This is a genomic window from Paenibacillus silviterrae (genome assembly GCF_030167925.1).
GTDB lineage: Bacteria > Bacillota > Bacilli > Paenibacillales > NBRC-103111 > Paenibacillus_G > Paenibacillus_G silviterrae.
Window position 1 is genome coordinate 751327 of sequence record NZ_JASKUT010000001.1, and the last position, 14468, is coordinate 765794.

12 protein-coding genes, 1 riboswitch and 1 other annotated feature (1 of these 14 running past the window's edge) are annotated in these 14468 nt (G+C 53.0%); of the genes, 10 read left to right on the forward strand and 2 right to left on the reverse strand.

The window, feature by feature from the left end:
• Positions 1 to 123: a binding site (T-box leader), on the forward strand (it extends 112 nt beyond the left edge of the window).
• A gap of 57 nt (positions 124 to 180) precedes the next feature.
• Entirely contained in the window at positions 181 to 2631 is a 2451-nt protein-coding gene (gene leuS, locus QMO62_RS03065; RefSeq protein ID WP_284638649.1) for a leucine--tRNA ligase, read from the forward strand.
• A gap of 245 nt (positions 2632 to 2876) precedes the next feature.
• Here the strand turns inward: leuS and comER are convergent, their stop codons facing one another.
• Positions 2877 to 3710 carry a late competence protein ComER gene (gene comER, locus QMO62_RS03070; protein ID WP_284638650.1) on the reverse strand — a complete coding sequence of 278 codons (834 nt, stop codon included), beginning with the start codon at positions 3708 to 3710 and terminating at the stop codon, positions 2877 to 2879.
• Between the two features lie 110 nt (positions 3711 to 3820).
• On the opposite strand from comER, the gene QMO62_RS03075 reads away from it, so the two are divergent.
• From QMO62_RS03075 to holA, 9 genes are all read left to right on the forward strand, one after another.
• Positions 3821 to 4255, forward strand: coding sequence for a ComEA family DNA-binding protein (locus QMO62_RS03075; protein ID WP_284638651.1), 435 nt, complete (start codon positions 3821 to 3823; stop codon positions 4253 to 4255).
• 100 nt (positions 4256 to 4355) lie between these two features.
• Positions 4356 to 4892, forward strand: coding sequence for a deoxycytidylate deaminase (locus QMO62_RS03080; RefSeq protein WP_284638652.1), 537 nt, complete (start codon positions 4356 to 4358; stop codon positions 4890 to 4892).
• Between the two features lie 87 nt (positions 4893 to 4979).
• Positions 4980 to 7499, forward strand: coding sequence for a DNA internalization-related competence protein ComEC/Rec2 (locus QMO62_RS03085; RefSeq protein ID WP_284638653.1), 2520 nt, complete (start codon positions 4980 to 4982; stop codon positions 7497 to 7499).
• Between the two features lie 63 nt (positions 7500 to 7562).
• Positions 7563 to 8033 (forward strand): Cys-tRNA(Pro) deacylase, encoded by a 471-nt coding sequence (gene ybaK / locus QMO62_RS03090; RefSeq protein ID WP_284638654.1) that lies wholly within the window; start codon positions 7563 to 7565, stop codon positions 8031 to 8033.
• 149 nt (positions 8034 to 8182) lie between these two features.
• Positions 8183 to 8278, forward strand: a riboswitch (purine riboswitch).
• A 53-nt stretch (positions 8279 to 8331) separates the two neighbouring features.
• Positions 8332 to 9621: an NCS2 family permease gene (locus QMO62_RS03095; protein WP_284638655.1), complete on the forward strand. Its 1290-nt coding sequence runs from the start codon at positions 8332 to 8334 to the stop codon at positions 9619 to 9621.
• Between the two features lie 203 nt (positions 9622 to 9824).
• On the forward strand, positions 9825 to 10724 hold the full coding sequence (locus tag QMO62_RS03100; protein WP_284638656.1) for an EamA family transporter: 900 nt from the start codon (positions 9825 to 9827) through the stop codon (positions 10722 to 10724).
• 134 nt (positions 10725 to 10858) lie between these two features.
• Complete coding sequence (locus tag QMO62_RS03105) at positions 10859 to 11416, forward strand: RNA polymerase sigma factor (protein WP_284638657.1); 558 nt, start codon at positions 10859 to 10861, stop codon at positions 11414 to 11416.
• Positions 11417 to 11468: 52 nt separating this feature from the next.
• A complete protein-coding gene (locus QMO62_RS03110; protein ID WP_284644843.1) occupies positions 11469 to 12719 on the forward strand; it encodes an anti-sigma factor family protein in 1251 nt (416 codons plus the stop codon).
• A gap of 237 nt (positions 12720 to 12956) precedes the next feature.
• A complete protein-coding gene (gene holA, locus QMO62_RS03115; RefSeq protein ID WP_284638658.1) occupies positions 12957 to 13976 on the forward strand; it encodes a DNA polymerase III subunit delta in 1020 nt (339 codons plus the stop codon).
• A gap of 67 nt (positions 13977 to 14043) precedes the next feature.
• On the opposite strand, the gene rpsT is transcribed toward holA, so the two are convergent.
• A complete protein-coding gene (gene rpsT, locus QMO62_RS03120) occupies positions 14044 to 14316 on the reverse strand; it encodes a 30S ribosomal protein S20 (protein ID WP_284638659.1) in 273 nt (90 codons plus the stop codon).
• Positions 14317 to 14468: the final 152 nt, after the last annotated feature.

Genomic DNA, 14468 nt, shown 5'->3' on the forward strand with positions numbered 1-14468 from the left:
AGCTGCTGATGTCAGCTAGCCCGATCGTAAGCCCCGCGTTAAGGGGTCAGAGTGAGCAGTGGCAAAGCATGCCCGCTGCTAACTAGGGTGGTACCACGGGAGATCCAGTCTCTCGTCCCTAGCGGTGAGCTAGAGGATGAGGGGCTTTTTTTGTTGAGCAGATAGAGGAGGATGAAACGAATGACACAAGAAGCGAAGGAACAGCAAGGGTATAACCCCTTGGTTATTGAACCGAAATGGCAGCAATACTGGGATGCGAACAAAACCTTCAAGGTGCTGGACGACGATTCCAAGCCGAAATTTTATGCGCTGGATATGTTCCCCTATCCATCCGGAGCGGGTCTTCACGTCGGGCACCCGGAGGGCTATACGGCAACGGACATCGTATCCCGCTACAAGCGTATGCGCGGCTACAACGTATTGCATCCGATGGGATGGGATGCGTTCGGTCTTCCGGCAGAGCAGCACGCACTGGATACGGGTCAGCATCCGCGGGATATTACCTTCAAGAACATTGATAACTTCCGCCGCCAGATCAAATCGCTGGGCTTCTCCTATGATTGGGACCGCGAGTTCAGCACGACCGATCCGGATTATTATAAGTGGACGCAGTGGATTTTCATCCAACTGTACAAGAAGGGCCTTGCTTATGTAGACGAGGTGCCTGTGAACTGGTGTCCTGCGCTCGGAACGGTGCTGGCCAACGAAGAAGTCATCGACGGCTTAAGCGAACGCGGGAACCATCCGGTCATTCGCAAGCCGATGCGTCAATGGGTGCTCAAGATTACTGAGTACGCCGAGCGCCTGCTGGAGGATCTCGAGGAGCTGGATTGGTCCGAGAGCATTAAGGATATGCAGCGCAACTGGATCGGGAAATCGAAGGGCGCCGAGGTGGTGTTTGCTATTGAAGGCTTTGAGTCAGACAGCCTCAAGGTATTTACTACCCGTCCGGACACTCTGTTCGGTGCGACCTATTGCGTACTTGCTCCGGAGCACGAATTGGTGGAGCGCATCACGTCTGCCGGGCAGTCGGCTGCCGTGAAGGATTATCAAGAGCGCGCGGCGCGCAAGAGCGACTTGGAGCGTACGGATCTGGCCAAGGAAAAAACGGGAGTATTCACCGGCGCTTATGCCATCAACCCGGTGAGCGGAGCCAAGGTGCCGATCTGGATTGCCGATTACGTGCTGGCAGGATACGGCACCGGAGCCATTATGGCCGTACCGGGACATGATCAGCGCGACTGGGAGTTTGCGAAGCAGTATGATTTGCCGATCGTAGAGGTTGTGAAGGGCGGAGATGTGAGCAAGGAAGCCTATGCAGGCGACGGCGAGCATGTGAACTCCGACTTCCTGAACGGACTGAACAATGAGCAGGCGATCAGCCGGATGATCGAGTGGCTGGAAGCGAACGGCAAAGGGCAAGGCAAGGTCACCTACCGTCTGCGTGATTGGCTGTTCAGCCGTCAGCGCTACTGGGGCGAGCCGATTCCAATCCTTCACCTGGAGGACGGAACGATGAAGACGGTACCTGAGGATCAGCTTCCGCTGCTGCTGCCGGATGTGGATGAAATCAAGCCGTCCGGTACGGGAGAATCGCCGCTGGCGAATGTGACGGATTGGGTGAACACCATTGACCCGGAAACCGGCATGAAGGCGCGCCGCGAGACGAACACGATGCCGCAATGGGCAGGCAGCTGCTGGTATTACTTGCGCTTCATCGATCCGAAGAACGACAAGGAGATCTGCTCTCCGGAGCTTCAGAAGAAATGGCTGCCCGTTGACCTGTACATCGGCGGAGCCGAGCACGCGGTGCTTCACTTGCTGTATGCGCGCTTCTGGCATAAGGTGCTTTACGACCTCGGCGTCGTTGCTACGAAGGAGCCTTTCTATAAGCTCGTGAATCAAGGGATGATTCTGGGCGAGAACATGGAGAAGATGAGTAAGTCCCGCGGCAACGTCATCAATCCGGATGAGATCGTGAACAGCTACGGTGCCGACACGCTTCGTCTGTACGAAATGTTCATGGGACCTCTGGAGGCGACAAAGCCTTGGAATACGAACGGCGTGGACGGCGCGCACCGCTTCTTAAGCCGGATCTGGCGCTTGTTTGTGAGCGAGGACGGCAGCTTGAACTCCCGAATTAGCAGCGAGGAGGAGCTTGGCAGCGAGGCGTTTAAGCGCGTGTGGCACCGTACGATCAAGAAGGTGACGGAGGATTACGATGCGCTGCGCTTCAACACGGCCATCAGCCAGCTGATGATCTTCGTTAACGAAGCGTACAAGACGGATCGCCTGCCGAAGGCGGCAATGGAGCAGTTCGCTCAAATGCTGTCCCCAATCGCGCCGCATTTGGCGGAAGAGCTGTGGAGCAGATTGGGACATCAGGGTACGATCACCTATGCGGCATGGCCGACATATGATGAGGCTTGGACGGTAGACAACGAGGTAGAGATTGTCGTTCAAGTGAACGGCAAAATTGTAGAACGTCTGACGATTGCCGCTGATGCGAATGAGGCAGCTATTCAGGAGCTGGCGATGGGGCTGGATAAGGTGAAGGAAGCGATGTCCGGCAAAGCCGTTCGCAAAGTGATCGCAGTCAAAGGCAAGTTGGTTAACATTGTTGTCGGATAAATAAAAATATCGCGGGCTTGTCCGAAATTTTCTTAAGTGTTGTCCATCTGCGTATCAGTGGGAAATGTCTTCAGCAATTTTGCTTACCGTCAAACCATGGAATGGATTTCAATGACGGCAAACAAGATGCACGAGGTTAGCTGAAGATATTCACCCACGGAGATACGTAAGATGGTCATCCACTTTCAGAGAATTTGAGGAGCAACCACGCGATCATACAGGAAAAGCGTGAAAGCATCACGCCATTAATCGACTTTGGTGCCGAATAGCTTGGCTTCCACCTTTTCCACATCTTCATCATACTTAGCATGAGTTGTGCGGATTAAGTCGTAAAAGACGCCGCCCAGCTCTTTTTCCATTATACGGAGTCCTTCGGCGGTAATGCCTCCGGGAACGGTGACGCGCTGCTTCAGCGAGGCAGGGGTGAAGCCGCCCGTCGTCAGAAGCTTGCCGGTGCCGAGTGTCATCTCGCTGGCCAGCATGGTGGCTTCCTCCTGAGAGATTCCGGTAAAGCTGACGGCCGCTTCAATGTACTTTTCCACAAAGTAAGCCAGGAAGGCCGGACCGCAGCTGGACAAATCCGAGGAAATGCGAGTGTACTTCTCCGATACGCGGATAGGTGCGCTAATGTGGGACAGCAAGTTCTCGAGCAGCAGCTGATCCTCCGGCTCGATACGGTCTCCATAAATGCAAAGCGTCGCTCCGCTAAGTACATAGTTGGTGATGCTCGGAATGACCTTGGCGATTTTGGCCGGCAGAAGCTCTTCCAAATGTCGAATGAGGACAGGGCTCGTGATGGACACGAACAGCTGATTCGGTTCCGTGATACCGGCGATATCGTCAATGACCGACTTGAACTCGCCCGGCTTCACACATAAGAACACTACGCTGCAGGCTTGAACCAGTTCCTTATTGGATCGGGCTACACTAAGGCCCGGATACATTTCCGCCAATCGCTCGACCTTGCTCATGGTGCGGTTGGTGGCCACCATGTTCTCCGGGCTTAAGGCTCCGGATTGAATGAACGCCTCGATAAGAATACTGCCCATGCTGCCTGTTCCAATGAATCCTACTCTCATGACCATCCCTCCAGAATAGAATGCAGCCTCTCTCATGTATATGTGGATAAGTAAAACGTTATAACCAGCTGTCAATTTTTTGTCTGTCTTTTTGAAGGAGGAATCGAGAATTGCGTAATACCGGACTGATCCTGACCGGCACATTGCTGCTTGGGGGCGGCGCTTTATTTTACACGACGATGTCGGAACAACAGCAGGCCATAAACGGCTGGAAGCCGGTGAATGAAGAGATGCGGATGCTCCTGAATCGGGAGGAAAGCCGTCGCGAGCCGACAAAGGAGAACGCGGCACCTAAACCGGCATCGCCTCCAACGGAAGCTAAGCAGCCCGCTAAGGTTGCGGAACCGCAGAAGGTCAACTTGAACACGGCATCGGCGGAGCAACTGGAGGCCCTGCCCGGTATCGGAGCCAGCAGGGCTCGTGCGATTCTGGAGCTGAGGACAAGCCTCGGCGGGAAGTTTACTTCCGTCGAGCAGCTACTGGACGTCAAGGGGATTGGAGAGAAGATGCTGGACAAAATGAGGCCGCAGCTTGTACTTGAATAAGAGGGTCTTGCCAGTGATGAAAAAAATGGCTTCCGTTTCTTGACATCATGTGAGAAAATACGAGTAATTACTACAAAAGACGCAAAAGCAGGAGGTCAGCATGGCAGAGCAGCAGGAGAAATCGACGACGCCCCGTAAGGATTGGGACACTTATTTTATGGACATGGCTTACATGGCCTCTACGCGTTCCCAATGCAGTCGACGTCATGTAGGCGCCGTTCTTGTGCAAGGGAAAAAGCTGCTGGGCGCAGCCTACAACGGCGCTCCGATGGGAGTTCAGGATTGCTCGGAGGCCGGCTGTATGCTGGTGGAGGAGTATGAGCTCGTAAAGGAAGAGGGACAGGAGCAGGTCATCAAGAAGCAGCGCTGTATTCGCACAATCCATGCGGAGCAAAATTTGCTTCTGTTTACGGATCGGAAGGACAGGGAGGGATCGGTCGTGTATGTTACGGACCAGCCCTGCTGGACATGTGCCAATATGCTGGCGAACAGCGGAATCATTGAAATCGTATTTCACAGGCCTTACCCGAAAGACAGCGACAAGGTAAGGCTGCTCATGGAGCAAAAAGGCGTGCGATTCCGCGCGTTGGAAGAATATGAGCCTCCCGCAGGAGCTATGTCGGAAGTTCAACATTAATAGGCTGGCAAGAGGAAGAACCTCTGCATATCGGTGTAAGCAGCCGTGTGCAGAGGTTCTTTGCATTGCGGCGGAAAGGGGAATGTAATGAAGCAGCGGCCGCTAGTATGGTATGCCTTATGCTGGATTGCCGGCTATGCGCTGGGTTATGTATTTCAGCCGGCATGGCTCGGATGGGAGGTGTCATTGACCGGAGCGGCGCTAATCTGCGGCCTTGCGGTATGGAGTCCGCCCTTCGGCGGATGGCTGCTGCGGGGTGCACTTGTCGCAGCCGTTGCTGCGGGAGTATATGCTGCCTACGACCGAAGCAATCAATCGGCGATACCTGAGGCATGGGAGGAGTCGGAGCGGCAGTTTAAGGTGCGCATTGTGTCGCCGGTACAGGTAGACGGGGATCGCGCGAGCTTTCAAGCAAAGCTGCTGGACAAAGAGGGTGAGACGCTCCAGGTTAGCATTCGGCTGCTGAAGCTGGAGGAGAAGGAGATCGCCCTTGGCTGGAAGCGCGGCGATGTGGCCGAGCTGGCCGGAACGCTACGCAAGCCGGGGGAGGCAAGAAATTTCGGAGGCTTCGATTACCGGCGGTATTTGCGTTTGCAGAAGGTGCATTGGCAGCTTACGGTCAAGGGGCTGGCCGCTCAACAGGTGTTACCTCCGGCTGCAGATGACTGGGGCTGGTGGCTCCCCCTTCGCTGGAATGATGCGGTCAGAAGCAAGCTGGCCGATAAGGTGGACCAGCTGTTCCCTGAGGAGCAGGCCGGGTTTATGAAGGGCATGCTGGTCGGTCTTACCGACGATCTGGATCCGCAGCAATTCGAACGCTTCTCCAAGCTGGGGCTCACACACATTATCGCGATTTCCGGCTTGAATGTAGCGATCTTCCTAGCTTGCCTGCTTTGGATCATGCGCCGTTTCGGGATGACCAAGGAGACGTATTTACTCACCTCCATAGCGCTTATGCCATTCTACGTCCTAATTACGGGAGCCTCTCCCTCGATCGTACGTGCGGGGCTGATGGCGATGGTCGCTTTATACGCCGCGTACCGAAACCGGTTGAAGGACGGCCTCCACATTACGCTGCTGGCTGCGGTGGCTATGCTTCTATGGGAGCCTTACTATCTCATGGATGTCAGCTTTCAGCTATCCTTTCTCGTGACCATCGGCTTAATCCTGGGAGTGCCTTATATGAATCGGCTGCTGCCCATCCGGCAGTCTTCCTTAAAAGATGCGGTATCGATAACCGTGACGGCTCAGCTGATCTCTTTTCCCATCTCGATTTATTATTTCAGCCAATTTTCACTGCTGTCGCTGGCGGCCAATCTTGTTCTTGTCCCAGTATTCAGCATGCTGATTATGCCGGGGGGAACGGCAGCGCTGATGCTCGGACTTGTTTGGCCCGCAGCGGGTAAGCTTTTAGCCTGGCTAATTATTCAAGTCAATCATTATTTGTTCGTTGCCATCGAGTGGCTGGCCGGCTGGGACCTATTCCAGACCATTTGGCCGAAGCCTTCCCCTCTATGGATTGTGCTGTACTATTTGCTCCTGACGCTCAGTGCTATCGGCGCCGTAGAGTGGCTGGAGCAAACCAGTGAGGGTGAAACGCCGCAGCCTAAGCTGCAAACGACCAAGGAAATACCTGCATTTTTCAATTGGAGACCCGTGCACTTATCTGTGATCTCCTTTCTTTGCTTTTCATCGCTGCTCTTTTACGGATATGTCTACCCTCGTTGGACGGGTTCAGGTCTGGTGCAATTTCTGGATGTAGGGCAAGGAGACAGCATTATGATTCAAACTCCGAAGAGCCGGATGACCCTGCTTGTTGATGGAGGAGGAACCTTGAGCTTCCGCAAAGCCGGAGAGGAGTGGAAGGAAAGGAAGGATCCGTACGAGGTCGGCCGCAAGCTGCTCGTCCCGCTGCTGAAGCAGCGCGGCGTGCAGCGAATCGATTACTTGATCATAACTCATCAGGATATGGATCACGTCGGAGGACTGCAGGCGGTTCTAGAGCAAATTCCGGTCAGCCGCCTAATATTTAACGGTACGTTAAAACCGACGGATGCGGTGGAAAAGCTGTTCGAAACGGCGCTGGCTAAAGGAACGCAGCTGATCTCGGCGCAAGCCGGGGACCGATTGGAGGCCGATGAGCTGACGAAGCTGATGTTCCTTCATCCCCTTGGGACGGAGGCGGGCGAATCGGAAGCCATACGTATCGAAAAGGAACAAAATGAAAGCTCCTTGGTGTTTCTCATGGAAATGGACCGAACGCGATGGCTGTTTACAGGCGATATGGATGCTGCTGCGGAGAAACAGGTCCTTGAGCGCTGGTCCGGAATCAGCAGCATCTTGACGGAAAATTTGGATGTACTGAAAGTAGCTCATCACGGGAGTAAAAGCTCTACTTCGGACGACTGGCTGAAGGTGTTACAGCCGCGTAACGCTGTGATTTCCGCAGGCGTTAATAACCTCTACGGACATCCGAATGCTCTTGTCGTGGAGAGGCTGGCGACCTCCGGGGCAAGTCTTTTCCGTACCGATCGGCAGGGGGAAATTCAGATGAGAGTCCGCGAAGGCAAGATCGAAGTCCGTACGAAGCTGGCGGGTGCTCCTTAACGTGAATTTCGTTTATAATGGTAGGTAATCACATTATGATATGCCGGAAGGAACGTGTACGATATGTCTTCGAAAACGAATGCCTGCCGTATGCTGGACGCAGCGGGAATTCATTATACGCTCCATGAGTATGAATGGGATGAGGAGCAGCTGGACGCATTAACTGTCGCAAGCAAGGTAGGCATTAATAGCAGCCAAATTTTCAAGACCTTGGTTTTACGAGGGGATAAAACTGGCATCCTGGTAGCCTGTCTTCCGGGAGACCGGGAGCTGAATGCGAGAAGATTGGCCTCTTTGTCGGGGAATAAGAAGGTGGAGATGGTTCAGGTGAAGGAGCTGCAGCAGCTTACCGGATATATTCGCGGGGGCGTATCGCCCTTGGGAATGAAGAAAAAGTATCCGTTATACCTTGATGACACGGCGCTTTCCTTGAATCCGGTTAGCATAAGCGCGGGACGCCGAGGACTGCAAATTTTTATGTCCGGTGCGGATTTGGCCAAGGCGGCGGAAGCAGATGTAGCTGAGCTTTCGTAATTCGCAATACAATAAATGTTCGCTTTTTCGCGAATATTCGCTCAGCGCGTGTAGGATAGATAAATAATCATCAACAAAATCCGAATAATATAAGCTATACACATTGACATCGAACCGAAATCTGTCTATTATACGAAAGGGGAAAACATGATAATCCAAAATCAAACTTTCGTATAACCTTACAATCGGGTAAGGGTATCTACAAGGAACCGTAATTCCTGGCTACGAAAGCGGCACCTCGTGTCCGCTGGAGCCGGGATTTTTTGTTTTTCACCTAAGAATATTGCGGAGGCGGACTATGGAACGATTTTTCAAGCTGCAGCAGCACGGAACTACGGTAAAAACGGAGCTTATCGCAGGCATCACCACTTTCTTAACCATGGTTTATATCATTATCGTAAATCCGGCCATTCTCTCCTCAGCCGGTGTTCCTTTCGAACAAGTTTTCATGGCTACGATCATTTCGGCTGTCATAGGCACCCTGATCATGGGGCTGCTGGCCAAATACCCGATTGCCATTGCGCCAGGGATGGGGATGAACGCTTACTTTGCCAGTGTGGTAGGCTCGCAGGGGCTCAGCTATCAAGTTGTTTTCGGCACGGTATTTCTTGCCGGTATTCTATTTGTACTCTTAAGTCTGAGCTCCTTCCGGGCCGCACTTCTGAGAGCCATCCCCAATTCGCTGAAGTACGGGATTACTTCCGGGATCGGATTGTTCATTGCCTTTATCGGGCTGAAAATGTCCGGCATCGTCGTTCCCAGCGAAGCGACGATGGTCGCATTCGGAGATCTGCATAAGCCTGCCACGGTGCTCACCTTAATCGGCTTGTTTCTAACGTTAGTGCTGATGGCCAAGCGAGTTAGCGGAGCACTCTTTATTGGGATGGTCGTCACCGCCATCGTCGGATATTTCATGAATCTGCTGAATTTCGAAGGCGTCGTTTCCATGCCGCCGGCTCCGGTGCTGTTCGATATGGACCTTGGCGTAGTGTTCAGCCATAGTCTGTACACGGTTGTTTTTGCCTTTTTGCTGGTGACGATATTCGATACGACGGGAACGATGATCGGCGTTGCGGAGCAGGCCGGCTTAGCCAAGAACGGAGACTTCCCGCGGGTCCGCTCCGCATTGATGGCGGATGCGGCTGCAACAACGGTAGGGGCTGCGTTCGGGACAAGCCCATCCAGCGCTTACATTGAGTCGTCTGCCGGCGTAGCCGCAGGGGGGAGAACCGGCTTGACCGCTGTTGTGGTGGCGATGCTGTTTGCAATCTCGATGTTTTTCTCGCCGGCCATCTCCGCGATTTCCTCCCTTTCGGCAATCACGGCACCTACCTTGATCATTGTCGGTTGCTTCATGATGGAGGGGCTGGCACGCATTCAATGGAAGGAGTTTGACGAGGCGTTTCCCGCCTTCGCCATTCTGCTGACGATGCCGCTCACTTCCAGCATCGCTACAGGGATCGCCATCGGCTTTATTACCTATCCGCTGATGAAGCTCGTGAGCGGCAAAGGCAAAGAGGTTCATCCGATGCTTTATGCGTTCGGCATTATCTTTATTTTGCAAATGGCCTTTTTCCCGGCTCACTAAGGTGATCTACCAATTACCATAGTCCCTGTCCGTCAAGAGGGGGATCGGGGCTTTTTTTGGTACAAGGAAATTTTACCCAACAATGGGTCCGTTTCCTCTTGTCTCTTATAGCCATCTCTGTTAAATTTATAAGTTGCGGGCTTCCGAGGATTGGGGGCTAGGCGGGTGGGCGAGGGTAACTTTTAGAAAGAAAGGTGCGCATGATGAGCACCAAATGGAAAGCAAGTATTTATGTGCTTTTTGGCGCTGCTTCGTATGGAATTTTATCCAGTATCGTGAAGCTGGGATATGCTGCCGGGTTCTCCGCGTCGGAGGTTACGGGCAGTCAAGTAATGTTTGGGGCCGCGATGCTTTGGATCCTTTGCTATACAACGGGGTCTTTTCGCAAGGTAACCAAAAGCTCGATTCTGAAGCTGCTGGCTGGGGGCTCCTTCACCGGAATGACCGGTGTGTTCTATTATTATTCCTTGCAAATGCTGGATGCATCGATCGCCGTTTTATTGCTGTTTCAATTTACATGGATGGGCCTGCTGCTGGACTGGCTGCTTCAAGGCAAAAGGCCGGGCCGGAATCAAGGCTGGGCCGTGCTGCTGATCTTGGGCGGAACGCTGCTTGCAACCGGATTTTCGTATGAAAGCCTGGCTCAGCTTGACACCCTCGGGTTGATACTCGGCTTGCTGTCCGCGGCGAGCTATACGTTCTTTATTTATTTCAGCGGACGGCTGGAAACGGAGCTTCCCGCGCTGCAGCGAAGTGCCTGGATGATCACGGGCGCGTCCATTTTCGTAGCGGTCATCTATCCGCCTCAGTTCCTATGGAACGGATCGCTTCAGCAAGGGCTTTGGTTATGGGGATTGCTGCTCAGCGTATTTGGCATGGTGCTTCCTACTTTTCTGTATGCCAAAGGAGCGCCGAAGCTGGATACGGGACTGTCCTCCGTACTCGGGGCGATTGAGCTTCCCGTCGTCATTCTGTGTTCCGCCCTTTTATTGGGAGAGGCGTCGGGGCCGCTGCAATGGATCGGTATTGCAACCATTTTGCTAGGTATTGCCGTATCGGAAATAAAGCCGTCTGAAAGCAGGCAGAGCCGTAAAAGTCGTTAATTGTTGGCATTTCTACGAATAAATGCTATGTATGTACCTAGAGTACATATTTTGATATGCTAAAAAGAGCCTATGTCACTGCAACCTTTGGTCAGGACACTTCGTCTGTAAGGTTGCAAGAGAGGGGGATCCCAGTGGTAGCGCCAGAACTCATCAAGGCTGCCCAATCGGGCGATCGCGACGCTCTAATAACCCTACTGCGCGAAATCGAGACTCACGTTTATCGAACCGCTTATTACATTCTGGGCAATGAGCAGGATGCGATGGACGCCGCACAGGAAGCGTTAATCCGGATATATACGAAAATTAATTCCTATGAGGAAAAGGCTCAATTCAAAACGTGGGTGCAGCGGATCGTAACGAATTTGTGTATCGACAAGTTCCGGCGTTCCAAGCCCACGGTTTCGATCGATGAGCACGATATGAGCTTTACCGCGCACAAAACCGTTGAAGATGAAGTTATGTCCGCTTATATTGCCAAAGATATTCGAGAGGCGATAGACCAGCTTCCGGCGCATCACCGCTCGGTCGTCGTTCTTAGATATTTACAGGACTTCTCGTATAACGAGATCGCCGAATCGCTGGACTTGCCGATCAATACGGTCAAATCGTATTTATTCCGGGCCAGGCAGCAGCTGCAAACGATTCTGCGGGATTACAAAAAGACCGGTACGGACGTGTTCCAAGGATGACCGGAAGCAGAGTGGATATGAGAATCGTTCAGAAAGGTAGTGTACGGGGATGATGTGTCAAGAGGTGATCGAACTCATGCAGAGATACCTCGATCAGGATCTCGATGAAACCGAATATCGCCGAATGCTCCTGCACGTTCAGGGGTGCGCGGCTTGTTCCGAACTGTTTGAACGTTTAGTCAACCTTTCGCAGGAATTGGAAAGCTTGCCGAAGGTGACGCCGCCCGTCAGTCTTGTTGATTCGATCATGCCAAGACTTCAGCTGATTGATGCCGGTGAGGTGTCCGGAGCGGTCGAAACCGCTGAACCTGCGAAGCGCCGGCACATACCGGCTTGGCGCCAGCGGATGCGCGAGTGGGTCTCGCTTCCCGTTGCCGGCGGCGTTGTCGCTGCAGGATTAGTGCTTGGATTTTTCGTATTCAGTCAGCAGCAATTGTCTTCTAACGATCAGAAGGCGGAAGTGCTGCTTTCCATCAGCGCCGGAAGTGCGGATAAAGCGGCATCTACGTCCAATTCGGCCAAGCCGGAGGTTAACGGGGCTGCACCGCAAGCGTCGACGGCGGCCCCGATGGCTCGAGGGGCTGCCCCCGCAGCTGCGAACGATATGAAGTCCGATGCTCCGCAATCCAAGCAGGTGCCGACGATGCAGGACGAAGCCCCGAAGGATAAGGCTCCGGCCGCACCGCCGCAGTCGGAGAAGATCAACCCTTCAAACGCTGCGCCCGCACCGACTCCTTCCCCGAAGCAGGAAGAACCTGAAGCCGCTGCGGACGCAAAAGCGACTGAAACGGCTCCTGGTGATTCGATGGCATTGAAGAAGCAAGTCGTTCCGCCTGACGGCAGTCAAGAGCCTGTTCAATCGCCGGCAGCAACAGCCGCTCCGGAGCCGGAGCGCACATTGATGGGCAAGATGGGATCTCCCGGTACGGAATCAGCCCCGGAAGGCAGTATGGGCAATTTCCGGCAAACTCCGGGTGAGCAGTATGGTATTGCGGCATTACCGCCGATGGCTTCCTTCGCACATCCTTCCGTTCAGGATCAGAGCGGTATGAAGGAAAGCACGTCCGCCGGGAATGAATATACGGCTTCCCTCAATGCGGAGGGGCATGTCGTCATCCGTGACAATGCGCAGCAGAAGGCGGTCTTCACCTCCAGCTACCAGTGGAAGCCGGAGCAGGTCACCCTCATCGGATGGTCTCCCGAGCTTGTGTTTACTTATGAAGTAAAGGTGTCCGAGCAAACGAAGGAAACGTATACCATTCGGGTAAAGGAGCTTAAGGAAGAGAAGCTGAAGACCCCATGAAATGATGGAAGAAGCTGCACACATTGCTCTGCGGCTGCGTATAGTATACTAAGTTCATCGCACTCGATTCACGTCTTGTATGACCACCAGAACGGGAAGGTTTCTAGAGCCTGCCCTCCGGTGTTTATATAGATGGGGTTCGGGCAAAGGGATTACGCTCAAAGCTCGCAGGGCTTTGACGTAATCCCTTTGTTGTTGGTATGATGGGGAATAGCGTAAATAAGGGTGGATGAGGTTATGGATTACAAGACCGCGATAAGGCACATTCAGAAGGGGAGCTTTGCTCCGGTATATGTTTGCTACGGCAACGAATTCTACTTGATACAAGAGCTGATAGATAAGCTGGTAGAGAAGCTGATTGCTCCGGATCAGAGGACCTTCGCCGTATCGAAGTACGATCTTTCGGAGACACCCGTGGAGGTCGTGATCGAGGAGGCGGAGACACTGCCGTTTATGGTAGAGCGCAAGGTGGTCGTTGCCTCGAATGCCCTCTTCCTCACCGGTGCTAAGGAAGGCGGGAAGGTAGAGCATAAGCTGGACAAGCTTACCGCCTATCTTAGCTCCCCCGCGGATTTTTCCGTTCTCGTCTTTACGGTTCCTGCCGATAAGCTGGACGAGCGGAAGAAGATTGTGAAGTCGTTAAAGGAAGCGGATGCGCTGGTTCCTTGCTCGGTGTTATCCTCTGATGAGCTGACTCAATGGGTTCAGGCGGAAGCGGAGAAGGCGGGTTTTCGAATGGCACCGGGGGTCAGTGAACAGTTGATTTCTTATTCGGGAACAGGGCTTCAAACGCTGCAGAAGGAAATTGAGAAGTGTGCACTCTATGTAGGACAAGGGGGGACGCTGACGTCTGCCGACCTGGAGCAGCTCGTAACCCGTACCACCGAACAAAATATTTTCCTGCTGATCGAGCACATTGTTCAATTGAAGCTGGATCAAGCGTTTACGATGCTGAATGAGCTGCTCCGCCGCAAGGAAGAGCCGATCAAGATCGTAGCGCTCATCGCAAGGCAGTTTCGCATCATGTTTCAAGTAAAGGATTTATCGCAGCAGGGTTACTCTCAGCAGCAAATGGCTGCTCAGCTCGGGCTGCATCCCTATGCAGTAAAGATAGCCGCGGGACAAGCGAACCGGTTCGAGATGAAAAGGTTGGCCGGTATTCTTAGGCAGCTGGGGGAGCTGGACTACCAGATGAAAAGCGGCAAAATCGATAAGGTGCTTGGACTCGAAATGTTCCTGCTAAAGCTGATTGCCTAAATAGCCAAATAAAAAGACCATGCATCCGGGTGTGCCGGAAACATGGTCTTTTATCTGCTTCATTGTCTTACGCTTGTGCGGAGATCGCGTTGAGTCTCTTCGCTAAACGGGACTTTTTGCGAGCAGCTGCATTTTTATGGATCAAACCTTTGGTCACTGCTTTGTCCAGCTTGCGGCTGGCAGTGATCAAAGCTTCCTTAGCAGTAGCTACGTTCTCACCTGCAGCAGCTGTTTCGAAGTTCTTAACAGCCGTACGGAGAGCGGATTTGTGAGATGCATTGCGCAGACGGCGCTTTTCACTCACTTTCACACGCTTAATTGCGGATTTGATGTTTGGCATGACGTTCACCTCCTACTACAACTTGCAGGAAAACCCTACGGTTCATTCTGACAACTCTAGATATTCTACCATGGCATAATCCAAATTGCAATAGAGCCGTCAAGGCTTGTCTGCCAAAACTTTGTATAAGCGCCTCTGCTTTGTCACACAAT

Coding starts and splice junctions, on each gene's coding strand:
- leuS (WP_284638649.1), top strand. CDS start 181: ATGACACAAGAAGCGAAGGAACAGCAAGGGTATAACCCCTTGGTTATT.
- comER (WP_284638650.1), bottom strand. CDS start 3,710: ATGAGAGTAGGATTCATTGGAACAGGCAGCATGGGCAGTATTCTTATC.
- QMO62_RS03080 (WP_284638652.1), top strand. CDS start 4,356: ATGGCAGAGCAGCAGGAGAAATCGACGACGCCCCGTAAGGATTGGGAC.
- QMO62_RS03085 (WP_284638653.1), top strand. CDS start 4,980: ATGAAGCAGCGGCCGCTAGTATGGTATGCCTTATGCTGGATTGCCGGC.
- ybaK (WP_284638654.1), top strand. CDS start 7,563: ATGTCTTCGAAAACGAATGCCTGCCGTATGCTGGACGCAGCGGGAATT.
- QMO62_RS03095 (WP_284638655.1), top strand. CDS start 8,332: ATGGAACGATTTTTCAAGCTGCAGCAGCACGGAACTACGGTAAAAACG.
- QMO62_RS03100 (WP_284638656.1), top strand. CDS start 9,825: ATGAGCACCAAATGGAAAGCAAGTATTTATGTGCTTTTTGGCGCTGCT.
- QMO62_RS03110 (WP_284644843.1), top strand. CDS start 11,469: ATGTGTCAAGAGGTGATCGAACTCATGCAGAGATACCTCGATCAGGAT.
- holA (WP_284638658.1), top strand. CDS start 12,957: ATGGATTACAAGACCGCGATAAGGCACATTCAGAAGGGGAGCTTTGCT.
- rpsT (WP_284638659.1), bottom strand. CDS start 14,316: ATGCCAAACATCAAATCCGCAATTAAGCGTGTGAAAGTGAGTGAAAAG.